We start from the raw sequence: 24,514 nt of genomic DNA on the forward strand, positions 1-24,514 counted from the left end.
GACGGCTTTATCGTGTTCGTCGTCGTTCGACTCCCATGACCACGGCAGTTTCGAGCTTCGAAAGCGACGAATTCACCGCACAGCTCGAGCGCACACTGGGCAAGGTCTACTACGGCTGTGCCGATGTCGGCGAGTGTCTCACGACGGCGGACCGAATCGAGGACGACAACTACGAAAGCTGGTACGACGAGTGGTTCGCGACCGCCGAAGCAGTTGAAGCTATCGCCCGCGAGTCACGCGAACGGGGCCACGACGTGAGCGCTCGCGAGGCGTACCTGCGGGCGACCGAGTACTACCGCTCGGCGTACTTCTTTCGCAGACACGACCTCGACGATCCGGACTTGCACGAAGCCTGGCAGCGTCAGCGCGACTGTTTCCGGGCTGCAATGGAGATGGCAGACCACACCTGCGAGGTCCTCGACATCCCGTTCGAGGAGACGGTACTCGAGTCCTACTTCCTGGCACCGGACGACTCGGGGACTGCTCGCCCGACAGTCATCGGCTTTCCAGGCTACGATTCACCAGTTGAGGAGTCGTACGCGATGCTTGCGCGGGCCGCCCTCACTCGCGGCTACAACTGCCTGCTGTTCGAGGGACCGGGCCAGGGCGGGACGCTGTACGAGAAGCGTCTGTTCTTCCGGCCGGACTACGAGGCCGTCGTCACACCGGTCGTCGACGGTGCCGTTGGTCGTGAGGATGTCGACGAGAGCCGACTCGCGCTGGTCGGCCGAAGCTTCGGCGGCTACCTCGCGCCGCGGGCGGCGACCGCGGAGCACCGCCTCGCCGCGCTCGCTGCCGATCCCGCGATCTACGACCTCGGCACGCTCGTGTTGCAACTGGTCCCCGAGGAGCTTCGGACGCCCGTTCTCGAGGGCGACCCCGATGCCGACGCTGCGCTCGACGAGCAACTCACAGACCCGCACGCGCTGGAGTTCTTCGGCTCGCGAATGGCAGCCCACGGGCTCGATTCGCTCGGCGAGTACGTCCGCGAGTTACAGGCGTACACGTACGAATCAGCAGTCGACTCGATCGACTGTCCGACGTTCGTCGCGGACAACGAGTCCGATCGGCTCGCGGTTCAGTCTCACGACTTCGCAACCCGTCTCGCGGTACCGACGAAGTACACGAAATTCACGGACGCCGACGGTGCGGGCGGTCACTGCGAGGGGATGGGACAGTCGCTGTTCCACCAGCGGCTGTTCGACTGGCTGGACGAGACACTCGATAGGACAAAATCCTCGTAACCCGTCGGACACCGATGGTGGCGCGTATGCGTCACGAATCAGACTCTTCGTCGTTTGAATCCGCCGAAATCACTCGCTTCCCTGTCTCCATCGGTACCACCCGCTGCTCGGCGTCTTCCCAGTCGGACTCGAGTTCTTCGCCCTCGAAGAGCCGGTCCAGAAAGACCGCGAGGCCGGCAACCTCGGAGTGGGGCTGGTTGGTAACGCCGACGTTCCACTCCGCTTCCTCGTAAACGTCGAACGAGACTTTCTCGGAGCCGACGACGACGAGGACGGACTCGCCATCGCGGTGGCGCTCGCGAATCTCGCCCTCGACGTCCTGGACGCGCTCGCCGTACATCGTCAGGTGGACGACCTGCCCCTCCCAGTTCCGGATGATGGCTTTCGGCGAGTCGGTCAGGTCGACCTCGAACGGGCCGCCAAAGCGATCCGTGATGTCGGCGACGGTATCGCGTGACTGGCCGGCGTTGTCCGGAATCCAGACGCGGTCCGCCCCGAGCGCCCGTGCCGTCAGGCCCACGTGGGTCGTCATCCGTTCGTCCCGGCCGGGGCGGTGTCCGAGGCGGAGGACAGCTACCTCGGCACCGGCCGCAGCGTCGTCGTGCATGGTCCCACTCTGTCCTGCAGCGGGTTAGGGGGTTTCGCTTTCGAGACGGACCAGGTCCGCTCGGTCGCCCGGTCGAGTCGAGCACCGTACCGAGTACGAGGAACGTGAGTGAGAATCGCGAACGAGGAGCGGAGAACAGCATGACCCGCAAGCGAGTAACTGAGCGAGAACCGCGAACGTGCGAGCAGTGTGTACCCATTGCAGTTGTTGCGATCAGTGTCGCTCACTCACCACCCTGAATCTCACACAAACGTTCATTGTTCGACACCCTGCATACCGGGCATGGAGAAAGTCAACACAGACGCACTCGAGTGGCGCGAGTACGACCACGGAGATGCGACCTTCCGACGGAAGCAACTCTCGAGTGCGGTCGGTGCGGACGACATCGGCTGTAGTCTCTACGAGCTACCCGCCGGGAAGCAGTCGTGGCCGTATCACTACCATACGGCGAACGAGGAGGCGCTGTACGTGCTCGCAGGGAAGGGGTTCCTCCGCTGTGCTGACGGCGAGGACTCCCTTACCGCGGGCGACTACGTCGCCCTCCCGGCCGACGAGCGCGGCGGCCACAGAGTCGTCAACGACAGCGAGGAGCCGCTTCGGTATCTGATGGTCTCGACGATGCACGAACCGGACGTGACCATCTATCCCGAAATGAACAAGTTCGGCGTCTTCGTCGGCTCACCGCCCGGTGGGCGTGGTGAGCGGGCGTTCCACGGCTACTACGACCTGGACGCAGACACCGACTACTGGCCGGAGTGAACGGCTCGTCGGTAGGCTTTTTCACGCGCTCTGTGAATATTCCTCACGATGAGAGGATGTCGCGGCCTGCGTCCGCAGGTGACGAGTCGATGAGCGGACTTGCCGAGTGGCTCCGGACCGCTCGCGAGGAGCGCTGGGGACTGCTGTTCGATCTGGTCTTCGCAATCGTCTGGGTGACGATGGTCGACGGTCTCTTTCGCGTCCTCGAGGGGCCTGACTGGGCCTACTACGGCTTCATGCTCGCTGGCATCGTCGCGTACTTCGGTTTCGTGACGAGTCTCGAGTACGCACGACCTGAGCCCGAGTGAGGAGTGAGTGTAGTGTGTGGTGTGTGGTGTATGACTCCGAATCCTGTGTTCCGCGGGAGACGTGACGGTTTCGTTCAATGGAGGGGAACCGCTCAGGGGCATCGGATCAATGAGCTAGCCCACTCTCGACAGCCTACTCCGAATCGGTGACGCTGAGACGCAGTGTTAGGTCGAGTGCTGCGTCTTCAGGGTGACCGATCGTGAGCCGTTCATCGGAGAACTCGTACGTTCCGCGCGGGAAGCACATATTGTTTCTCGGACTACTGAGAACGGTGAACGTTCCCCCCTTCTGTTCTCCCGGGTGCAGTTCGACCGTGGGATACCCCACGTCTGGCCAGACCGGCCTGATCTCGGTTTTCGCCGTCCAGCACCCGTCCGTTGGCGCTTCTGGGACCCACTCGTCGGGTTGGTCTTGGTCGGGGTCAGCGGAAAGGTTCTCCGTGTCGTCTGGAATGAGGTGAATCGCTGCCGCTTCGTTCGCATGGATTCCACCATAGTGCCGCCATGGATACGGGTACGGAATCTCCACCTCGTACGGATCGTCTCCGTCGTTCCTGACTTCGAGTGTAAGCTGCGGTGGATTCGCAGCCGTGGGCTGGCGAGTGACCTTTCCCTCGAAGGCGAACGCAGCAGCAAGTTCTTCGTCACCAATCGTTGTCGAAACGGTCACATTCGGCCACTCGATATCCGCAGAACCGGTTTCCAATACCGCATCGTCCGTCGTATCGGCCAGGCAGCCGCTCAGCGTCGAGATTGTCCCCACGGAGGCGGCTGTGAGCAACGTTCGCCGGTCCATACACAGTCCATCGCGGAATCCGCCAATGAATGCTGGGGACGGTCAAATAGCTCTGTGGCCGTTTCCGTTCGATGTAACACATCGTCGCCGAACTGCCCGATTCGGTTTTGAACGCCGAGCTGAGTACCGGGCTGGACTGCTACTATTACTATTCGGGTGGGAAACGAGGACAAAACCAACCCAGTCCGAACTCAGTTCGAGTCCGAGTCCGAACTCGAGTTACCCGAGAAACGCGCCCGTCTCTCCCGGCCGTCAGTCCGACCCCGTTCCGGTCTCGGCGTCGACGACGAGGACGGGCCGGCGGGTCGTCCGTAGCGTTCGTTCGGCGACGCTGCCGAGGAGTGCTCGGCGGACGCCGCTTCGGCCGGCTGACCCCATGACGATCAGGTCGACGTCGTGGTCGTCTGCGTAGTCCGCGATCTGTCTGTGTGGCTGGCCGCCGATAACGGCCTCAGTGACGGCGAGACCGCGATCAGCAGCCTTCGATGCGACGGCCCCTGTCGCGTCCCTGGCTCGCTGTTCGAGTTCCGGCATGTCGCCGAACTTCCCCTGTCGGATACGGTCGACCTGTTCGGTACCGAGTCCGACATCGACCGCGCTGGTGTCGACGACGTACAGGGCGTGCACGGCTGCGTCGTACGTTTCGGCGAGGTCGATCGCGTGGTCAACGGCGTGTTCGGCAACGGTGCTTCCGTCGGTTGGAACGAGTATGGTGTCGTACATGATTGCTGGTGTGAATGCGTTCAGTCCTCAGTCGTCAGCCGGTGTGCCACCGTTCGCAGCGTCCTCGGCGGACTCCGTCTGACTCATCGGTTCCGGGCTGTGACACTGCCGGACGAGTCGCTTGACGTGCTGTGGCGGGTTGTCCGTCGCGACCGAGACGACGATGATGACGGTGAAGACGACGGGCACGCCGACCAGTGCCGAGGAGGTTCCCGGCAGCCAGGTCGCGACGGCGGGAATCACGGCGTCCTCGACGCCTGTGTACATCGGAATCGCCGTGTCGTTGAGAATCGCACCGAACGAAAGCACGATGCCGGTGAGCATGCCGGCAATCGCACCCTCTCTCGTGGTGTTTTCCCACCAGAGCCCGAGGAAGAACACGGGGAAGAAGACGGTGCCCGCGATGGCGAACGACATCGCGACGAGTTCGCCGATGAGCGCCGGCGGATTGAGGCCGATGAGCGTCACCAGGATACCGATTCCCAGGATAGTCACGCGACCGACGAGCATCTGCTCGCGCTGGGTCGCGTTCTCCTTGTAGAGATTCGTGTAGATGTCGTGTGCAGCGGCCGAGGAGGCCGTGATGAACAGCCCCGCGGTGGTCGCGAGTGCTGCGGCGACGGCACCGGCAGCAACCAGTCCGACGAGCCACGTCGGCAGTTCGGCGAGCTGTGCGGTCAGGACGACGAGCGCGTCGGCTTCGACGGTGAGCATGTCCGCGAATCCGCCGCCGGTCACGGCGTCGTCGTAGAGCAGGCCGCCCCACGCGGCGTAGGTGGCCGTTCCCCAGTACAGCAGGCAGATGAAGAACAGTCCCCAGACGGTCGACCAGCGGGCCGTCCGCTCGTTCTCGACGGTGTAGAACCGGACGAGGACGTGTGGCAGTCCGCAGGTGCCGACGATCAGACTGAACGCCAGCGCAATCCAGGCGTAGTAGGAGCCTTCAGCGAACGGCTCGATGAAGTGGGCCTCGATCTCGGCTGCCGCCGCGACCTCGCTGCCGAACTCGACGTACGGCAGAACGGTCGACCAGCCCTGGCTCCAGCCGACGGCGTAGAGGCCGACGGTGAAGGCGATGATGAGGATCACGTACTGGATCGCCATGTTCTTCGTCGTCCCTAGCATTCCCGAGAGGGCGACGTAGCCGATGGTGACGCCCATCAAGAGGATCACCCCCATCTCGTAGGAGATGCCGAAGATGTACTGGGCCATCAGCCCCATGCCGCTTGCCTGTCCGATCGCGTACGTGAACGCAATCGCGAGCGTCGTGAACGCCGCGATACCGCGCGCCCAGTCGGAGTAGAACCGGTCGCCGACGAAGTCGGGTGCCGTGTACTTCCCGAATCGACGGAACTGTGCCGCCAGGAAGATGAGCAGGATGAAGTAGCCCGTCGTCCAGCCGACGACGTACGCCAGCCCGAAGTAGCCCGAGAGGGCAATAATCGACGCGACACCCAGATAGGACGCCGCACTCATCCAGTTCGCACCGATCGCCATTCCGTTCTCGACTGCACCGATCGATCGGCCGGCAACCCACAGGTCGTCGACGGCCGCGACCCGGAAGAAGTAGCCGACGCCGAGGAACAGCGCCAGCATCGCCGCAACGGTCAGCGCCGGCACGAGTTTGAATTCGCCGACGTCGAGCGCGGTCTCCTGCATCACGAACGGCTCGAGTAGCTCGATCATTCTGCACCCCCGTCTGCGGCGACGGTGTCTGAGTCGGAGTCAGCGTCGGTATCGGTGTCAGTATCTGTCCCACCTGCCTCTGCGTGTTCGTGTGAAATCCCGTATCTGGTATCCAGTCGGTCTCGTTGCATCGCGTAGCCGACCGAGAGCACGAGTGCACCAAGCGGCGTAACGATTGCTGCCAGGAAGAAGTGCAGTGGGAACCCGCCGAGTATCGTCGTCTCGGTCATCACGCTCGTTTCCAGCCACAGGGATTCGATCAAAATCGCCGTCGTCGGGCCGAAGACGACGACTACCCAGGCTGCAAACGAAAGCCAGATCACCCGCAGATGATCTCGCATGAACGGTGTCGCGGGTTTGAAGATGTTTATCTCCTTGTCGAGGTACGATTCCGTCGTGACGCCGCCGTCAGTCAGGGCGTCTTCGCTAGATTGTGTGTTGTCATCAGTCATGGCTTATGTCCATTCGATGTCGTTTTTGGTTATTATTGTCTCGTGTTCGGACGACTGGCGTGTGTTGTGGGCTCGTGAAAGTGTGAAAAGCGCAGTCGCTAGTCGTCTTCAACCTGCGCTGCGATATCGTCGACGACCTCCGGATTGCGCAGCGTCGAGGTGTTGCCGAGTTCGTTTCCGCTTGCGATGTCCTCTAACAGACGGCGCATAATCTTCCCGGACCGCGTCTTGGGCAGTTCTGGCGTAAAGACAACGTCTTCGGGTTTCGCGATCGGTCCGATCGAGTCGAGGACGCCCTCGATAGCGCGCTCCTCGAGTTCGGCGTCAACGTCGTAGCCGTCCTCGGGGATGGCATAGACGTAGACGGCTTCGCCTTTGACCTCGTGGTCGCCGCCGACGACGGCGGCTTCTGCGATGCCGTCGACACCGACGACAGCGGATTCGATCTCCATCGTGCCGAGGCGGTGGCCGGAGACATTGATTACGTCGTCGACGCGGCCGAGGATGGTGATGTAGCCGTCGTCGTCGATCTTCGCACCGTCCTCCGGGAAGTAGACCCACTCGTCCGTCTCCTCGTCGGAGTACTCCTGCCAGTACTCGTTGATGAAGCGCTCGTCGTTGTTGTACAGCGTCCGGAGCATGCCCGGCCACGGTTTGTCGACGGTGACGTAGCCGGCCTGTCCAGCGTCGACCTCCTCGCCGCTGGCATTGACGACGCGTGCGTCGATCCCAGGGAGGGGCGGCCCCGCAGAACCGGGCTTCATCGTGTTGATGCCGGGGAGCGTCGTAATCATCATGCCACCCGTCTCGGTCTGCCACCAGGTGTCGACGATCGGACACTCCTCGTTGCCGATGTGTTTGTAGTACCACTTCCAGGCGCGCGGATTGATCGGTTCGCCGACGGTACCGAGCAGTCGCAGCGAGGAGAGGTCGTGCTTTTCGGGATACTCCTTCCCCCACTTCATGAACGCGCGGATCGCCGTCGGCGCGGTGTAGAAGATGTCGACCTCGTAGTCCTCGACGATCTGCCAGAGGCGATCCTTTTCAGGGTAGTCCGGCGTCCCCTCGTACATTACGGAGGTTGTCCCGAGCGCGAGCGGTCCATACACGATGTAGGAGTGGCCCGTAATCCAGCCGATGTCCGCGGAACACCAGTAGGTGTCGTCGGCCTCGATGTCGAGCACGGCGCGGCTGGTCCAGGCCGTGTACGCGAGGTAGCCGCCGGTCGTGTGCTTCACGCCCTTCGGCTGCCCCGTCGTTCCCGAGGTGTACATCAGGAACAGCATGTCCTCCGCATCTCGCGACACTGGCTCGACCGTCTCGCCCTCGTACTCGGCGACGAGCTCGTCGTAGTCGTGCTGGTTGTCCGCGAGCGAGTGCTCGAGATCGTCACCCAGCCGGTCCACGACGACGACGTCGGAAACCTCGTGCTCGACGCCTTCGAGTCCCTCGTTGGTCTTCGAGATGTGTTCGAGCGCGTCCCCACGACGGTAGTAGCCGTCACAGGTGACCAGATACTCGCTGTCGGCCGAGTTCATTCGGGTCGCGAGTGCGTCCGCGGAGAAGCCCGCGAAGACGACGCTGTGTGGTGCGCCGATGCGAGCACAGGCGAGCATCGCGATCGGGAGCTCCGGAATCATCGGCATGTAGAGGGTGACGACGTCGTCTTCCTCGACACCGAGACCGCGCAGCGTCGCCGCGAACTCGTTTACCTCCGCGAGCAGTTCGTCGTAGGTGTAGCTGCGGGTCTCGCCGAGTTCGCCGATCCACTCGATTGCTTCCTCGTCCGCCCGCCCGTCCTCGACGTGGCGATCGAGACAGTTGTACGAGGCGTTCAACTCGCCGCCGGTAAACCACTCGTAGAACGGCGCGTCTCCGTCGTCGAGGACGGTGTCGTATGCTTCGTCCCACGAGAGAAGGTCAGCGGCCCGCTCCCAACAGTCGGGCCAGTTCTCCTCGAACTCCTCGTAGATCCCCGGATCGGTGACGTTCGCCTGCTCGACGAACGATTCGGGCGGCTCAAACGCCTCCTGCTCTTCGAGTCGCGCCTCCAGGTCGGCTTCCTCCTGTGTCATGATACACACTCACAATGACGTACAAGGGTAGTAAAGGCAACCTCTAGCTGTACAAACCAGCAGCCGGACGCAGACGGGAGATTGGTATTTGTTATTTGAGGAGTGTACTCGAGTACCCGTTCCGTGACTGTCAGGGATGGCGATGATGTTCGGACAGAATGGGATTCACAACCGTTCTACGCCGGATTTGACACCCGCACCTAGACGTTTAGGCACTCGTGACACACCACAGCGTATCGTGTCAGGATGAGGGCTGCTACGTCGACGGCGACCCACTGCTGGTCTCACTCGTGCGCTCACCGGAGACGTTCTCGCGGGTCTGGCCCTCGGAGGGCACGTCAAAAAACGTCCGCAACAACTCGTGTTGGCCCTTCCGCAGGTGGTTGTGCAGCGTCGGCGAAGAAATCCCCATCGCGTCGGCCACCTCCTCGGCCGTACTCTCGCGCGGCCAGTCGTAGTACCCGCCGAAGTACGCCGCCCGCAGCGCCGTCACCTGCCGCTCGGTCAACCGCTCTTCCAATCCGTCACGGAACTCCCTGGCCGTCTGGACGGTCCGTTCTGTCTCCCGCTTACCGAGCAGCGTCGAGGACGGGAACGCCGACCGGAGTCCCTCGAGTACCGTCCGCACGTTCGTCTCCGCTGCGGCCTCCGCCGTGATCGTCGTCGCTCCGTCCTCGGTGATGGCCTCGAGAACCGTCAGCCCGTACTCCGTCAGCGTGCGCGCCGGTGACGACCCTTCGACGACGACCTCGATGCGCCAGCCGTCGGGGTCCGTCTCGAGTAGCCGGCAGTCGTCGATCCCCGGATCGTCCGCCGCGAGATCGAACACCTCGGCCGGCGGCGCGTCCTCGAGTCGGAGGTAGTACAACTGCGTCGACTCCGAGATGGGAACGAGGGACTCGAGTTCGAACCGGCAGCCGAGGCGCTGAGACACATCGACGAAGAACGAGGTTGCGTCTTGACAGCGGACATCGAGTTCGACGACGCGGTCCGAGAGGAGGAGGTTGCGCCGGCGAACGGCGGTGATCGCGTAGCCGATCTGTCGGCCGGCAGTGGCGAGCCACTGCTGTTCGTCTGCCGAGAACGCGTCCGGGCGGGCGGTTGCAACACTCAGCCTCCCGTACGTCGTATCGCCGTAAGTGAGCGGGACGCTGGCGAGAGTGAGTTCGTCGCCGTGCTGTTCGTCCATCACCGTCGTGACTGCGACGGCTGATTCCGACTCGGACACGGAGTCATCGTCCGGACTCTCCCGCTCTCCATCCACCCATTCCGCAGGAACGAGTCGCTCAATCGTCGCCGCATCGACCTCGCTCCCGCCGTGGTCGCCGCTTGTCGTTCGTCGTCCCTCACGGTCGGCTCCGGTCGTCCGATCGATCCAGCTGAACGCGTACCCCGCACCCGCCGCGAGCGCCTCACAGACCATCGCCTCGACCGCCTCGTGATCCGTCGCCTCGAGCACCGCCGCCGTCACCGCTCGATACCGCTCGCCAACCGAAACCGCTCGGCGCAACTCGTCGCGCTCTGCGCGGACGGACTCGAGTACCTCGTGCTGTGCCGAGCTATCGCGGACGAAGACGGCGTAGCCATCGTGGCGGCCGCGGTCGTCCCGCAGAGGCGAGATGACCTCCGTCGCTCGAAAGCGCGAGCCATCACTGTGGACGCGCCAGCCCTCCTGTTCGGTGCCCGACTCCTCGAGTGCCATCGAGAGCGTCCGCTCGGGAACGCCGCTGTCGACCGCCTCGTCCGTGTAGAACGCCGAGACGTGGGTGCCGACGATTTCGCCCGCTCGGTAGCCGAACAGCGCAGCGGCGCTCCGATTCCAGCGTTCGACGTAGCCCTCCTCGTCGAGCCGAACGAGCGCGTAGCGGTCGCTCGCGGCCAGCAGCAGGCGGACGACGCTGTCGTCGCTCATCGGTCGCCCGGTCCGACCGGAGCCGCCTGCACCCGCGGGTCGCGGCGTCGACGGCCGTTCGACGGCCTCGAAGGCGTCGACGAGTGCCGTATCCGAGGGCTCTGGCAGGTAGGACTCGAGTGCCTCGAAGCTCTGCCAGCCCCCGGCGGCCTTGACCGCGCGCGGGTTGATGTCGTGGTCGACTAGCGACCGACGGGCGAAGTACTGCCGGAGGTCACTCGAGGAGGTGTCTGCAAGCGCGGGGCGGTCGAACCGGTCCGCAGCGCGGGTCGCGACCTCGGTAACGAGCATCTGCAGTCGACGAGGCGTGACGTCGAAGAGCTGGTCGTCAGCACTGAGGCCGTTGCTCCGGGCGTAGCGTCGGATTTCCTGTTCGACGTCGGTTGGAAGATACGCGGTTCGGTGCTGTGCGTTGGTCGTGTGGTTGCGGTCACCGACGGGAGGGACGCGCACGACGTACCGCGGCGGATCGATGCGGACTTGCTCGACGTCACCGACGGTGAGAGAAGCGAGTTCGGCGGGCCGCAGGCCCACGTCGCCACAGCAGCGGACGACGAGGACTTCACGGTAGGTTTCGGCGGCGTCGAGAAGAATTTCGTACTCGCGGGCCGAGAGCGCCGCCTCCGCAGTCATGTTTCGGAGTTTCAGCTACGGAGAATATAATAGTACCGCTCCTGCTACTGTCTCTCACTCCTGTTTCCCACTACTATTTCTCACTATTTTCGAGGGAGTACCATCTCTGTTCCGCTAGCTGATTTCGCTTCAGTTGGATTCCCGAAGCGCTACGGTTGTTCTCGCTCGCTCTGGATCTCACCGACGATTTCGGGATTTCGGAGCGCGCTCGTATCGCCCAGTTTCTCACCGTTCGCGATGTCCTCCAGCAGGCGGCGCATGATCTTCCCGGAGCGAGTCTTGGGGAGTTCGGGCGTGAAGACGATCGCTTCGGGCGTCGCGATCGGACCGATCGCGGCCTCGACGCGCTCGAGAATTGATTCGCGGAGCGCGTCGTCGGGGTTCTGATCGCCAGCGGCCGAGACGTAGGCATAGATTTGCGTGTTCCCCTGTGAACCCGAGCGACCGACGACGGCGGCCTCGGCGACGCCGTCGACGTCGGCGATCGCACCCTCGATCTCCATCGTGCTCAGTCGCGTGCTGGCGACGTTGATCACGTCGTCGACGCGGCCGAGCATGGTGATGTAGCCGTCCTCGTCGACCGCGGCGGTGTCGCCGCTGAAGTAGCGCCAGACGCCGGTGTTGGCGTCAGGGTCGGGGCTGGGGCTAGAATCGGTGTCTGGGTCGGAGAACCGATCCCAGTACTCGGCCCGAAACTGGTCGTCACCGTCGTACAGCGTCCGGGCCATGGCAGGCCACGGCCGCGAAATAGTGAGGTAGCCGGTCTGACCAGGGTCGACCGCATCGCCGTCCTCGTCGACGACTGTTACGTCGACACCGGGCAGCGGCGGCCCCGCAGCGCCGGGTTTCATCTCGTCGACTCCTGGGAGTGTCGAGATCAAGATTGCACCGGTCTCGGTTTGCCACCAGGTGTCGACGATCGGGCACTCGCCGTTCCCAATGTGTTCGTGGTACCAGCGCCACGGTCCCGGACTGATCGGTTCGCCGACGGTCCCGAGCAGGCGTAGCGACGAGAGGTCGTGTCGCTGGGGGTACTCCTCGCCCCACTTCATGAACGCGCGGATCGCCGTCGGCGCGGTGTAGAAGATGTCCACCGCGTTCCGGTCGATGATCTCCCAGAGTCGATCACGGTCGGGGTAGTCCGGTGTTCCCTCGTACATTACTGTCGTCGTCCCGAGCGCAAGCGGGCCGTAGACGATGTAGGAGTGGCCCGTGATCCAGCCGATGTCTGCGGCACACCAGTAGGTGTCCTCGGGCTGGATGTCGAGGACGCTTCGGGCGGTCCAGGCGACCTGCGCGAGGTAGCCACCCGTCGAGTGGACGACGCCCTTCGGGTCGCCGGTCGTCCCCGAGGTGTACATCAGGAACAGCATGTCCTCTGCGTCTCGTGAAACCGGTTCGACTGACGCGCCTGCAAACGCCTTGCGGAGTTCGTGATAGTCCGACTCGCCGTCGCCGAGGACGTGCGGCAGTTCGTCGCCCAGTCGATCGACGACGACGGTTTCGACGTCCTGTTCGACCGAGAGGCGGGCGTTGTCCGCTTTGCTCTTCTGATTGAACGCGTCGCCGCGGCGGTAGTAGCCGTCGCAGGTAACGAGATACTCGCTGTCGGCGGCGTCCAGCCGCGTCGCGAGCGCGTCCGCCGAGAGCCCCGCGAAGACGACGCTGTGTGGCGCACCGATGCGAGCACAGGCCAGCATCGCGATGGGGAGTTCCGGAATCATCGGGAGGTAGATCGTCACCACGTCGTCCTCCTCGACGCCCAGGTCTCGAAGGGCCGCGGCAAACTCGTTGACCGCGACCGCGAGGTCCTGATACGTGTAGGTCTCGCGCTCGCCTTGCTTTCCCTCCCAGCGGATCGCCGCGTGATTCTTCCGGCCGGCCTCGAGGTGTCGATCCACGCAGTTGTAGGCGGCGTTCAGCTCACCACCGGTGAACCACTCGTAGAACGGCGCGTTCTCCTCGGCGAGGACGGTGTCGTACGATTCGTTCCAGGTGAGGAGGTCGGCAGCCCGCTCCCAGCAGTCGGGCCAGTTGCGCTCGACCTGCTCGCCGAGTGGCTGGTTCCCGATCGCGTCCGCGTCCGCGTCTGTGCCCATGCTCATGCCCATACCCGCATCCGTATCCGTGACTGTGACGTTCGCCTGTTCGACGAACGCTTCCGGCGGGTCGAGCGTCGGCCCGGTGGGCCCGGGACGGTTTCGCCCCCACCCGTTCCGATCGTCCATGCTCGTTCGGACCGAAGCCGGTCAGCGGAATAAACGTTCCTCCGTCGGAAAGGCAGACGGCGACGCGATTTGCCGGTATCTGCTCACGACTGCAGTCACGACCGGACCACTCCCCCCTCAGCCAGCGTCTCTGTAATCTGTCTCGTCCCCGTCGACCACGAGCACCGGCCGATCTGCGAGCCGAACCACCGCGTCGACCGTGCTGCCGAGCAACGCCCGCTTGAATTCCGAACTCCCGCGCGCCCCGACGACGATCGCGTCGACATCCCAGCGGTCGGCTACTGCGAGAATCTCCTCGTGTGGAACGCCAGCCCGAACCGTCGTCTCTGCCGTGAGATCTGCCACTCGGGCACGTTCTTCGAGAGCAGCGAGCGAGTCCTCCGCGGCCGCACGGAGTGTTCGCTCACGCTCCTCGGGGTCGACAATCGCGTTATCGTACTCGGTTCTAGATTCGACGACGGCGACACCATAGAGGTCCGCACCTAGAGCCGATGCGAGGCGAATCGCGTGCGCCGTCGCCGCCGTCGCGTCGTCGCTCCCGTCCGTCGCCACGAGCACAGCGTCGTACATGGTGGCGCGTATGCGGTCCGTGGTGAAAGATGTGGACCCGCATTCTCCGTTATCGGTTGGACTGACTACTCGTCTTTCTTCGGCATCGTCGAAAACCGGGCCGGCGACCGCATGTCGGCCCGCTTCGAGGGGGACGGAGCCAGTGTCGAGTAGCGAACGACGCCACGTGAGGTCTGTCCGCCATCAGAGTCAGTACCGAGGTCGGGCTCGAGATCGGCACCGAGACCCTCGTCCAGCAGGCCGTCGTCGTCATCGGCAGCATCAGCCTCAGCCTCAGCATCTGCATCGTCTCCCTCATTCTCATCGTCCGCGTCCGCTTCGCTCTCCCCACCTACCGAACTCACCTTCTCTCGAAGCCCCTCTACATCCTCACTGAACGACGACACCCGGTCGCCCAACGCCTCGCCCAGTTCATCCTCGACGAACTCGAGTACGTCGTCGCCAGTGCTGCTGTCGCTGTCGCTGTCGCTGTCACTCTCGGTATCGTCGTCACTGTCACTATCGCTGGCACTGTCGCCGTCGCTGTCATCCTCACCTACTCTCTCTCCCGCTCCCGCTCCTGTATCGCCCTCGTCACTATCCGCCGTCGTGGCGTCGCCACCACTGTCCGGCTCATCATCCGCCGTGTCCCGGTGCTCACGAATCGCCTCGTGTAACCCGCCGACGGCGTCCTCGAGTCCCTCCTCGTCCGTACTCTCGCCGACTCTCGCCAGCCGCAGGAGGCGCTCGAGATCCTCGACGTGTTCCGGGTCGCCCTGTGCGATCGCCGCCGGAATCGTCTCCGGTTCGGAGCCGTCCGGCAACGTTCCGAGGCCAACCGCCTCGAGGAGGTCGCGTGGCTCGGCCGACTCGAGAAGGTCGCTGGCGGTTTCCGAGAGTGTTGCCATCGTCGACCCGCTGGGTGTGTCGGTGGCGGTAGCGGTGTCAGTGTCGGTACTGCTATCGGTGTCCGTGGCCGTGGCCAGCGCGCCAGCCTCGGCGTCGGCCGTCTCCAGCAGGTCGGTCACCTGTTCCTGGAGATCCTGGGAGTCGTCGGTGTCACTCATGGGCGCTCTCGTTCGTCGAACGGTCGCCAGTCCCGTGAACGTTGGCCGGGCCAGTTCCGGGTTCGGGGGTGACGCTGTGGACTGTGTTGTTTGGGTTTGGTGTTGGTTTGGGTTACTCGTCCTCGTCACTGTCGTCGTCTTCGGTGTCCTCGGCGTCCTCGGAATCTTCGGCGTCTTCACTATCCGCCTCGCCTCCATCGTCCCCATCGGCTTCGTCACCATCCCCATCGGTACCCTCGTCTGCATCAGTCTCGCCGTCATCGTCGGTAACCGTGTCGACGATTTCGTTCGTCATCTCCTCGCGACTGAGGTTCGCCTTGACGCCGACGTCCTTGGCAACCGACTGGAGGTCCTCGTAGGACATCACGCCGAGGAAGTCCACGAGTGTGTCCCGTCGGAGATTCTCGAGATCCTCCGCGGACTGTTCGAGGTCTGACTCGTCGACTTCCTGTTTGTCATCGTCCTCGTCTTCACCGTCACCGTCGCCTTCGCCTGCGTCTTCATCTTCTTCGCTTTCAGCCCCACCCTCGTCGCTGGCAACAGCCTCGTCCGCCTCAGCATCCTCACCCGTCGCCTCATCGACAACGCCTTCGAGACTCGTCCCATCAGCAAGATTCTGGGCCACCGACTCGGCGGACTCACGCGCATCGCTACCCTCGAGTGCCGTCGCGACTCCGCGTCGAATCGCTGCTGCGAGTTCGGTGAGCAACTGTGTTGGGAGTCGACCGCTGTCTTCGGCTTCGGCTTCTGCTTCAGAGTCGGCTTTATCGTCAGTATCCTCCTCACGTTCCTCCCCGCGCTCTGTGACTGCATCCGAGAGCACCTCGTGAATCTCACCACCAACTGACGCGCCGACGTTCCGGCCGAGCTGTTCGCCGAACTGCCGACCGACTGCAGCGCCGATCTCGCCAGCGTCGATGCCGTCCTCGAGTGAGCCGCCGTTGATGACCTCCGCGACGTCGAGCTGTTCGGACACCTCGTCGGCGACGAGCTGCTTCAGGCTGGAGTCTTCACTCATAGCTGGTCCCTCGGTGCGGTCGTGCCCGTCGGAGGTGGTCGTGGCAGTGGGTGTTAGTCATCCTCGGAGTCGTCGTTCTCGGTGTCGCCGTCTTCGTCTCCGTCCTCGTCCTCTCCCTCGGATTCGTCATCACCTTCGCCGTCTTCGCTCTCTTCGTCGTCTTCGCTCTCACCGTCGTCACTCTCCTCGTCTTCACCGGCTGAATCTCCACTGTCGTCTCCATCTCCCTCACCGTCATCTTCGTCGCTCTCCGCTTCGTCCTCACTATCTTCGTCTTCCGCTTCCGCTTCTGCTTCCGTTTCGTCACTCTCCTCTGACTCCACATCTTCCTCCGACTCCTCGTCTCCACGACTGAGCACCTCCTCCAGAGCCATCTCACCAATCGTCCGCCCGAGGCTCGCACCGATCTTTCGGCCCACAATCGCTCCGATCAACCCACCGAGCGACTCGCCGAGTGGCTTCTCCTCGTCGAGTTCGCCCTCCCACTGGGTCCCCTCCAGTAGTTCCTGCAAATTGATGTTCTCGGCGATCTTTTCGTAGTCGATTCGATCCACGACCGATCCGCTCTCGTCGGTCGTATCGGTACTCGAGTTCGAGTCTGAATCTGAACCTGAATCGTCGCTCATGACTGGGCCTCCGGCTGTGATTCCGCCTGACTATCCGAACCGTTCTGTTCGTCCGATCCGCTGTTGCCGCCGCTTGACTCCACCTGCTCGATGAGTTGCTCGAGTACCTCGCGGACGACGATCGCGACGAGTTCCTCGACCGGGAAGCTTGGGACGAGGCTGCGAGCCTTCTGTTTCGCCGTTCCGCCCGCCGAGGAGAGCGAGTCCGAGACTGAGCTGGCGGCCGAGGAGATGGGGCCGGGAGTGTCGTCGGCTGGTTCGTCGTCGCCGTTTTCGGCTTCGTCCTCGGTTTCGTCTGCCTCGTCTGCGTCCTCCTCCTCGTCAGTTTCGTCGTCACCTTCGCTTTCGTCCGCAGCTTCCGCGTCCTCCGCTTCATCCTGTCCGCCTCCACGAAGCCGTCCAATCATCGACTTCGGCTTCTGTACCAGCTTGCTCGGGAGCGATTTGAGCCAACTCACCGGCTTCCCGAGCGCGGATTTCAGCGCCTCGATCGGCTTCGAAACCGCAGAGCGGAGCATCGATACGGGTTTTTTCAGCATCGACTTCGCACTCCCGGCTAGCGATTTGGCTTTCTCCAACAGTGCACTGGGGCCGTCCAGTAAGCCGGTGACTGCCGACAACAGGTTCCCGAGCAGGTTGTTCTGTCCCGGCCGGGCCGAGACGTCGAGGGTGACTGGATTCAGGTTGACCTCGAGCCCGAGCAGGTCGAGAAACAGGCCGTCGAGATCGAGGTGGAGGACGCCGCTTGCGTCGTCGTCCTGATAGACATCCTCTGCGTCCTCGACGTGGTCGCTCGTGACGGTGTCGTCGTCACCGTCGTCGTTGTCGTCACCGTCGGTATCGCCGCCATTCTCGCCATCGTCACCACCGTCGTTCTCCTCGGGTTCCTCGTCCTCATCGCCGTCCGCGGTATCCGCTGACTCACCATCGTCAGCTGCGCTTTCTGCCTCATCCGCGTCTTCGTCGCCATCTCCGTCTTCGTCACCACCTCCGCCTTCGTCTTCAGTGTCGCCTTCGTCAGTTTCCGCGCTATCACCACCTGTTTCAGACTCATCGTCGCCGTCTGCCTCTGCCTCGCCGGTCTCACCGCCGTCGGTCACCAGTCGCTGCCGACAGCGTTCTACGACGGGGGCGCGAGGCGACGGCCTCTCGAGTCCGGGTGGGTCGTCCCACCCATCACCGTCTCTCTTTGACCCATCTGTCATTATCCGAGAACATGCACGGCAAACAGTACTGTGGTAATTTGCCTTGCGTGTGCGCCCATCCCCGACTACTCCGGAACACGAATTATCGAAGCTACCGCATACAAGACACTACCAGTGCGGAGAGTCTCACCGACGGTCGGGACACTGCCATCACAGCGACTCGAGGAACCGATCGAACGCGCCGCTCTCGGGATGGACGTGTGCGTACGTCCCCAGGGAGTCGTACGCCAACAGCCCATCGTGTTCGCCGTCGATTCCCTTTCCGCGGACCGTCTCGAACGCAAACCGCGCGTCCGAGTCTACGTCGGCACTCGAGTAGTGGAACTCGTGGCCACGAATCGTGTCGCCGGCGCGGGCGGTGAGGGTATCGTCGATGGCCTCGAGTTCGATGTGGTCGAGGGCCTGGTAGCGGTCGTGCATAGTGATGTCGGCGGGGAGGATGCCGGCCATGTCGTGGGTTGTGGGTTCGGTGTCGGTATCGGTGCCGGCGCCGCCTCCTCCAGTGGCGGTCAACGACCGACTCATCGCCATCAACCCACCACACTCGCCGAACACCGGCAGTCCATCGCTCGCCCGGTCGCCAAGTTGTGCGAGCGTGCCGGCGGACTCGAGTGCAGCCGCGTGCAGTTCGGGGTAGCCACCGGGGAGGTAGACGCCGTCGCAGTCCGGAACGGGGTCGCCGGCGACGGGCGAAAATGTGACGAGCTCAGCGCGCTCGCGAAGGCGCTCGATCGTCGCAGGATACCGGAAACAGAACGCTGCGTCGCTGGCGACGGCGACGGTCGCGTCGACCGGGGCTGCGGGTTCGGCCGGCGTCTCGGGTGCAGCGGGTTCACGGGCGGCCGCGAGGAGTCGGTCGGTGTCGATCGTTTCTGCGGCCTCCCTGAGTGCCGACCGCGGCAGTGCGGCTTCCGATCCCATTTCGAGCCCGAGGTGGCGGTCGGGGATTTCGAGGTCGGCGTTCGGCGGGATTCGACCGAAGTACTCGAGTTCGTCCGGAAGCGCGTCCCTGATTCCCTGCTCGTGGCGGCCGCCGTGGGCTCGCTGGGCGATGATGCCCGCAACGTCGATGTCACGGCCGATTTCGGCGGCGTACTCGCGGAAACCGTACGCCGTCGCGGCGACGCTCTCCATGCCCGCCTTGGCGTCGACGACGAGGACGACGGGGAGGTCGAGTGCGGCGGCGACCATGGCGGTACTCGAGGCGTCGCCGTCGTAGAGGCCCATGACGCCCTCGACGAGGCAGATGTCGGGGTCGGTGCCGGCGTCGGCGCCACCAGTCTCCGCCGCGCGAGCACAGTTTCGCCGGATCCCATCCTCACCGGAGAGCCACAGATCGAGCGTTCTGGAGGGGCGGCCGGCGATGGCCTCGTGGTGGCTCGGGTCGATGAAGTCCGGGCCGGCCTTCGCGGGCTGGACGGTTTGCCCCGCGTCGGAGAGCGCCTGCATCGTCGCGAGCGTCGCGACGGTCTTGCCGACGCCGGAGCTGACGCCGCCGAGGACGAGCCCTTTCATCGGATACCCCCGCGCCTACTGTCAGTTCTGCGCGCTCGAGTTTGTCGTCCGGTTCCGGTCGACGGTGGCCTGCGGCTTGCCATTGTACTTGTCTTCGCACAACTGTACTTGAATTCGTCGGTGAGACGAGTGGACGGAGAGCAAATGCACAGCGACCAACTCGAGTGGAACTGCAGATCTGGAAGCAAAGTCGAACGGTCGAACCCAGGTAGAGCCAAGCGGTTGGAACCACGTAGATACGCTTCGGTACTTTCAATCGTCACTGGTACGAACACTGACTAATGGCTACACGCGGCGCTGTCAGATCTCGGTTGCTTCATATCCCGCTCGCAGCCCTCGGACTTTTCGTTCTTTTCGGGACGGTGGCTGTCACCTTGGTGGTCGGCAATGCCCTGTTTCACTCGATATTCTTGCTCCTGCTGGGTGCCCCCATCGGGGAAGTTGTAGAAACTATGTCGATCTCACAAATTGCGGCCGATCTATCCGGTGATCTACACGGGTGGATGGCTGGCATTCTGCTCTGTATCCTGTTGCTACCACTGTTCATGCGGTACAACGACTGGTTGGGACGGGTACTCTACGATCAAGAGAAAGACCGAGATCAAGACCAAGGCCACGCTCTTGACTCGGAGCCCTGAATACCATCACAGAGAGAGCACCCACGCAGTCACGACCCCCGAACCAACGCTATGGAACGCGTCGTTTGCCACTCACTGAACGCTGAACGCCGAACGCTGACGCTGGACGCTGAACGGCGTCCGTCGGATCGCCGACGAACTTAACGGCACCAATCGGCTACCACTGGATCCAGATCATCCATGACTGACGACCAGCCAGCAACCGAGACACCGCCCGACGAGACGCCCGCAAACGAATCCACAGCGGCCGACGGCAGCCCCGAAGCCCACCTCCGCGAGGCCCTTCGCCATCTCGACGCCGCGCGCGACACCGGTGAACTCCGGAAGACGCACACGGTCGCACTCGAGGAGGTCGCGCGCACGATCACGACCGTGCTTCGAGAACACGAGACAGACGGGAACCCCAAACAGGACGGATAGCGTGTCTCTGTGGTGATGATTCGGCCGCGTTGCGACCGAGGATCAACACGCCTTTGAGCCCCCTCGCGCGTTATCCGGTGAGTCTACGATGACGGGGGACGACGCTGGGGCCGAGACGCGCGCCGACGACATCGAGTACGGGGTCGACGACAGACCACCGCTCGGTGAGTCGGCGGTGCTCGGGATCCAGCACTATCTGACGATGGTTGGAGCGAACATCGCCGTGCCACTGATTTTGGCCGAGGCGATGGGAATGCCGACGGAGCTGTGGCCGCAGTTCATCGGTACCTTCTTCGTGGTGTCGGGGATCGCGACCCTGGCCCAGACGACGTTCGGGAACCGGTACCCGATCGTACAGGGCGCACCGTTCTCGATGCTCGCGCCGGCACTCGCGATCATCGCGGTCGTCACGGCTGGCGGGGTGGCGGGACAGCCTGACTGGCAGGCCGCACTCTTACAGTTACAGGGTGCGATCATCGTCGCCGCGGTGGTCCAGGTCGCGATGGGATACTTCGGTCTGGTCGGGAAACTGCAGCGGTTCCTCTCGCCAGTCGTCATCGCCCCGACGATCGCACTGATCGGACTGGCGCTGTTCGATGCGGGACAGATCACGTCGCCGGACCAGAGCTGGTGGCTGCTCGGGCTCACCCTGGGGCTAATCTTGCTGTTCTCGCAGTACCTCGACCTCAAGCACAAGGCGTTCCGACTGTATCCGGTGATTCTGGCAATCGCGCTGTCGTGGATCGTCGCCGCAGCGCTGTCGGCGGCCGGCGTGCTCGGAATCGACCACCCCGGTCACGTTCCACTCGGGGATGTCACTGACACCTCGCTTATCCTGCCGATTGCACCGTTCCAGTGGGGAATCCCTGAACTCACGACGGCGTTCGTCATCGGCATGTTCGCCGGCGTCCTCGCCTCGATCGTCGAGAGTATCGGCGACTACTACGCCGTCGCAAACCTGACCGGGGCCGCCGCACCCAGCGAGAAGCGGATCAACCACGGTATCGGGATGGAAGGCCTGATGAACATCTTCTCGGGGATCATGGGCACTGGCGGATCGACCTCCTACTCCGAGAACGTCGGTGCGATCGGACTCACTGGCGTCGCCTCACGTTACGTCGTCCAGATCGGGGCGCTCGTCATGCTGGTCGTCGGCTTCATCGGCTACTTCGGCCAGCTCATCGCGACGATTCCCGACCCGATCATCGGCGGCCTGTTCATCGCCATGTTCGCCCAGATCGTCGCCGTCGGGATCGGCAACCTCCGCCACGTCGATCTCGAATCCTCGCGCAACGTGTTCGTTATCGGCTTCGCACTGTTCATCGGCCTCGCGATTCCGGAGTACATGGCCAACTTCGAGACGACCCTCGCCTTCCGCGACGCCGTTGGCATCGAAGCGACGATCGCACCGCTCGTTACTGCTGACGTCATCACCGCGATCGGACTCGGTGCAGCGATCGAAGCTGCCGCTACCGTCGCCGTCGACACGGTGTTCATCATCGGTTCGACCGGGATGGCCATCGGCGGGCTCGCCGCACTACTGCTCGACAACACGATTCCGGGCACCCGCGAGGAACGCGGACTTACCGAACTGAATCAACTCACCGAGGACGACGAGGAATTCGAGTCGTTCTGGGACCGCTGGGTCAGTTCGGACGGCGAGCGCGGGCGGTAGTACGGGTTCACTATTTTACGGTAGATCGTTCGCTATTCGTGGCTACTGCGCCTGCTGCGGTCGGTCGGCGAGACTTGCTCGAATAGCTCCGGATACGTCGTGACGAGCCCATCGGAATCAACCGGTAGCTCAGCCGTGAAACCACTGGAGAGGCTCTCGTAGCGATACCGCCCGCCGTTCTCATCGAGCGGGTCGAGACACGTGTACCGTTGCCTGGCAGTCTCGACGCGGAGTTCAGGTACGCCAATATAGACTGTCCCGATCTCGGCCGATTCGCTTCGGTCGAGTTCCAGTCGTCGAATCGGTACCGTGTTCGTAAACGGCGTCACCGAGATATCGACATCGGTGCAGCCATCTAGTTTCGCTACCGCCTCTCCTCGAGCGTCTGTCCAGGTACCTTCCCCATCGGCCTGGAGCGAGAGTGATTCGGATTCCCGGCCGAGAGTCGCAATCTCCACCCGCTGAACGCGATAGTGGTGGTCGCAGTCGACCTCGTATCGGACACGAAACGACTCACCGTCGGCCACACCAACGACGACGCTCTCTGCATTGACAGCACTCGAATCTTCACGAAGATGAAGCGATTCGATACCAATTCCGGCCGCCGGAATCCAAAATACGTCTCGATTCATGTCACGACATCAATTCAATAGTAGATAACGCTACTGTCCCTGCCCGGTCTTTGCACTGCGTTGCTCGTCAGCCGTCGGTCCGCTCCGACAAGTTCGAACCTGGCACTGTGCTCAGACTGTACTCGAGTCCAATTCGACTCGAGTACACCCCACTCCAGATGCGTTTCGGCCGGCAACTTCAGTCTGCATCGGGGGCGTCATGTGGCAGTGTGCAGGGCGAATGTGCGTGTCGGTGAGGGGGAGGGGACTCGAGTACCGATCTTCTGAACCAGCGGATCAGATTCCGAGCGGGTACGTAGTACGAACGGAGATTGTAGTGCACCGATGGCACTGGCTATAGTAGCCACTGAAAGTCAGTGCACACCTGATCGCCAGCCGGGTCGTCGATCGACGTGTAAACAGTTTCAGTTGTTACTATAGTTGGCCTGCGACGAGGAGTATCTGCGCCGATTCGCTACCTGTGAGGCGTGAGTGGAGCCCATACTGCAGCGCCAAGCCGGCTACTCATCCGCGATAATAATCTCTTCAGACTCTTCCTGCTCGCACTCTTGAATTGCTTCCTTGACCTCTTCTTGCGTCGCTTCTTCCATCCTGTACTCTCCTTGTGGCTAGCATTCGACGCCGGGAGTGTAAAACGCCACTAGCGTATTCTCATCGAGAAAATACCCTCGTTCCATTTTGGAGGGGGTAACTGCAGCGTGATGTGATGTCCGTGCCCTTCGACTCGACTCACTCCAACCCGTGCAGTTCTCGATGGTTTTGGAAGGCCTCCGAAGACGGCTGCTTCGCTGGGTCTTCGGGCACAGCGAGTCGTGTTCCCTCGAGTGTCCGAATTTCCTCGGGGGCTGCCTCGTCGGTTCGGTCGTTCAGGATGATCTCACGGTCGTCCGTCACTGCGAACCAGCCTGTATCGAACGCCCAGTGGTGGAGTCGGCACAGTGCAAGTCCGTTGTGAATCCTGTCTACGCCGCCCTCCGCTTTCCGATAGATGTGAGCCGCTTCAACCTCTGGCTTGCCGTCCGGTGATCGCCGCGCTGCGCCGCACGCCGCACACGTGTCCTCGTAGGCACGTTTGACCTGCTTGGCGAACGCCGATGACCGTGCGAGTCGTGTCGTTTGTTCGCGCTCCGTTGTTTCTGTGAGCGGCGGATCGTCGTCTTCAGCCGCCACAACTGCCGCTTGGGCGTCGGTATATTCGTCCCATCCTGCAATTCCGAGCTTTTGCATCTCAAACCGGTAGACCATCCGCTCGCCGTCGTTCACGTACGTGTGGTCCATGACGTCGACGAGTCCCTCATACTCGTACGCATCCACGCCCTCCACGCTGGTGAAGAAGTAGATCGGAATGAGGTCGCGGGTTGCCTCCTTCAGCGCACGATTGGCGGCCGTCTCCGGCTGGTCGCCCTTCTCGGGGACGCCCTCGCCAATGTAGCGAAACCGGTCGCCATGCCCGATGCGGTCGTCGTAGATCTCGCCCTCGTTCGACAGCAAAATTATGTATCGCTGGTCGCCCGCCCGGCGGAGATTGATTCCCTTGATCTGATAGCCGAAATTCGTGCTGAATACGTCCTCCAGTTCCGCCTGTGTGACTGTCTGGTGCAACTCGAGTTCGAACTCCCCTGGACAACCCATTGTCTGAATTGACTGTCTTCGTCAGCAGAACCCTAAAGCTGCTGGCATCAGTCTGTCCACCGTCGATTTTGTCTTGGTCTCAAACGTCAATTCTAACGAAAGAATAAATTCATT

At 62.9% G+C, this 24,514-nt stretch carries 22 protein-coding genes; 6 read left to right on the plus strand and 16 right to left on the minus strand.

What is annotated here, in order from left to right:
• Window positions 1-35 precede the first annotated feature (35 nt).
• Entirely contained in the window at window positions 36-1,244 is a 1,209-nt protein-coding gene (locus C483_RS16685; protein WP_006654541.1) for an alpha/beta hydrolase family protein, read from the plus strand.
• A gap of 31 nt (window positions 1,245-1,275) precedes the next feature.
• Here C483_RS16685 and C483_RS16690 read toward each other — a convergent pair whose 3' ends face one another.
• Window positions 1,276-1,851 carry a tRNA (cytidine(56)-2'-O)-methyltransferase gene (locus tag C483_RS16690; RefSeq protein ID WP_006654542.1) on the minus strand — a complete coding sequence of 192 codons (576 nt, stop codon included), beginning with the start codon at window positions 1,849-1,851 and terminating at the stop codon, window positions 1,276-1,278.
• A gap of 282 nt (window positions 1,852-2,133) precedes the next feature.
• Between C483_RS16690 and C483_RS16695 the strand changes: the two genes are divergently transcribed.
• Window positions 2,134-2,610 (plus strand): cupin domain-containing protein, encoded by a 477-nt coding sequence (locus C483_RS16695; protein ID WP_006654543.1) that lies wholly within the window; start codon window positions 2,134-2,136, stop codon window positions 2,608-2,610.
• Between the two features lie 89 nt (window positions 2,611-2,699).
• Window positions 2,700-2,918 (plus strand): hypothetical protein, encoded by a 219-nt coding sequence (locus tag C483_RS16700; RefSeq protein ID WP_193787518.1) that lies wholly within the window; start codon window positions 2,700-2,702, stop codon window positions 2,916-2,918.
• A gap of 133 nt (window positions 2,919-3,051) precedes the next feature.
• Here C483_RS16700 and C483_RS16705 read toward each other — a convergent pair whose 3' ends face one another.
• The 13 genes from C483_RS16705 to C483_RS16765 all read right to left on the minus strand — a co-directional run bounded on the left by C483_RS16705 (window position 3,052) and on the right by C483_RS16765 (window position 19,403).
• Window positions 3,052-3,714, minus strand: a complete 663-nt coding sequence (locus C483_RS16705) for a hypothetical protein (protein ID WP_006654545.1) — start codon at window positions 3,712-3,714, stop codon at window positions 3,052-3,054.
• Between the two features lie 252 nt (window positions 3,715-3,966).
• Window positions 3,967-4,437 (minus strand): universal stress protein, encoded by a 471-nt coding sequence (locus C483_RS16710; RefSeq protein WP_006654546.1) that lies wholly within the window; start codon window positions 4,435-4,437, stop codon window positions 3,967-3,969.
• Between the two features lie 27 nt (window positions 4,438-4,464).
• Complete coding sequence (locus tag C483_RS16715; protein WP_006654547.1) at window positions 4,465-6,123, minus strand: sodium:solute symporter family transporter; 1,659 nt, start codon at window positions 6,121-6,123, stop codon at window positions 4,465-4,467.
• Window positions 6,120-6,575 carry a DUF4212 domain-containing protein gene (locus tag C483_RS16720; protein WP_006654548.1) on the minus strand — a complete coding sequence of 152 codons (456 nt, stop codon included), beginning with the start codon at window positions 6,573-6,575 and terminating at the stop codon, window positions 6,120-6,122. Before C483_RS16720 ends, C483_RS16715 begins: the two co-directional genes overlap by 4 nt.
• Window positions 6,576-6,673: 98 nt before the next feature.
• Window positions 6,674-8,650, minus strand: a complete 1,977-nt coding sequence (gene acs, locus C483_RS16725) for an acetate--CoA ligase (protein ID WP_006654549.1) — start codon at window positions 8,648-8,650, stop codon at window positions 6,674-6,676.
• Between the two features lie 256 nt (window positions 8,651-8,906).
• A complete protein-coding gene (locus tag C483_RS16730) occupies window positions 8,907-11,195 on the minus strand; it encodes a bacterio-opsin activator domain-containing protein (protein WP_006654550.1) in 2,289 nt (762 codons plus the stop codon).
• Window positions 11,196-11,344: 149 nt separating this feature from the next.
• Window positions 11,345-13,423 (minus strand): acetate--CoA ligase, encoded by a 2,079-nt coding sequence (acs, locus tag C483_RS16735; RefSeq protein WP_006654551.1) that lies wholly within the window; start codon window positions 13,421-13,423, stop codon window positions 11,345-11,347.
• Between the two features lie 117 nt (window positions 13,424-13,540).
• Entirely contained in the window at window positions 13,541-13,993 is a 453-nt protein-coding gene (locus C483_RS16740) for a universal stress protein (RefSeq protein ID WP_006654552.1), read from the minus strand.
• Between the two features lie 65 nt (window positions 13,994-14,058).
• Window positions 14,059-15,039 carry a hypothetical protein gene (locus tag C483_RS16745; RefSeq protein WP_006654553.1) on the minus strand — a complete coding sequence of 327 codons (981 nt, stop codon included), beginning with the start codon at window positions 15,037-15,039 and terminating at the stop codon, window positions 14,059-14,061.
• A 112-nt stretch (window positions 15,040-15,151) separates the two neighbouring features.
• Entirely contained in the window at window positions 15,152-16,057 is a 906-nt protein-coding gene (locus tag C483_RS16750) for a hypothetical protein (protein WP_006654554.1), read from the minus strand.
• A 53-nt stretch (window positions 16,058-16,110) separates the two neighbouring features.
• Window positions 16,111-16,683, minus strand: coding sequence for a hypothetical protein (locus C483_RS16755; RefSeq protein WP_006654555.1), 573 nt, complete (start codon window positions 16,681-16,683; stop codon window positions 16,111-16,113).
• Window positions 16,680-17,783 (minus strand): hypothetical protein, encoded by a 1,104-nt coding sequence (locus C483_RS16760; protein WP_006654556.1) that lies wholly within the window; start codon window positions 17,781-17,783, stop codon window positions 16,680-16,682. Before C483_RS16760 ends, C483_RS16755 begins: the two co-directional genes overlap by 4 nt.
• Window positions 17,784-18,038: 255 nt before the next feature.
• Window positions 18,039-19,403 carry a cobyrinic acid a,c-diamide synthase gene (locus C483_RS16765; RefSeq protein ID WP_006654557.1) on the minus strand — a complete coding sequence of 455 codons (1,365 nt, stop codon included), beginning with the start codon at window positions 19,401-19,403 and terminating at the stop codon, window positions 18,039-18,041.
• Between the two features lie 281 nt (window positions 19,404-19,684).
• Here C483_RS16765 and C483_RS16770 point away from each other — a divergent pair, with 281 nt between their 5' ends.
• From C483_RS16770 to C483_RS16780, 3 genes are all read left to right on the plus strand, one after another.
• On the plus strand, window positions 19,685-20,041 hold the full coding sequence (locus C483_RS16770) for a hypothetical protein (protein ID WP_006654558.1): 357 nt from the start codon (window positions 19,685-19,687) through the stop codon (window positions 20,039-20,041).
• 180 nt (window positions 20,042-20,221) lie between these two features.
• Window positions 20,222-20,461 carry a hypothetical protein gene (locus C483_RS16775; protein WP_006654559.1) on the plus strand — a complete coding sequence of 80 codons (240 nt, stop codon included), beginning with the start codon at window positions 20,222-20,224 and terminating at the stop codon, window positions 20,459-20,461.
• Window positions 20,462-20,549: 88 nt separating this feature from the next.
• Window positions 20,550-22,136 carry a uracil-xanthine permease family protein gene (locus C483_RS16780; RefSeq protein WP_006654560.1) on the plus strand — a complete coding sequence of 529 codons (1,587 nt, stop codon included), beginning with the start codon at window positions 20,550-20,552 and terminating at the stop codon, window positions 22,134-22,136.
• A 32-nt stretch (window positions 22,137-22,168) separates the two neighbouring features.
• On the opposite strand, the gene C483_RS16785 is transcribed toward C483_RS16780, so the two are convergent.
• Together C483_RS16785 and C483_RS16790 are read right to left on the minus strand one after the other, a co-directional pair.
• Window positions 22,169-22,768, minus strand: coding sequence for a putative glycolipid-binding domain-containing protein (locus C483_RS16785; RefSeq protein ID WP_006654561.1), 600 nt, complete (start codon window positions 22,766-22,768; stop codon window positions 22,169-22,171).
• 729 nt (window positions 22,769-23,497) lie between these two features.
• Window positions 23,498-24,400, minus strand: a complete 903-nt coding sequence (locus tag C483_RS16790; protein ID WP_006654562.1) for an HNH endonuclease — start codon at window positions 24,398-24,400, stop codon at window positions 23,498-23,500.
• Between the last annotated feature and the right edge of the window lie 114 nt (window positions 24,401-24,514).

It is taken from the genome of Natrialba hulunbeirensis JCM 10989 (assembly GCF_000337575.1).
Lineage (GTDB): Archaea > Halobacteriota > Halobacteria > Halobacteriales > Natrialbaceae > Natrialba > Natrialba hulunbeirensis.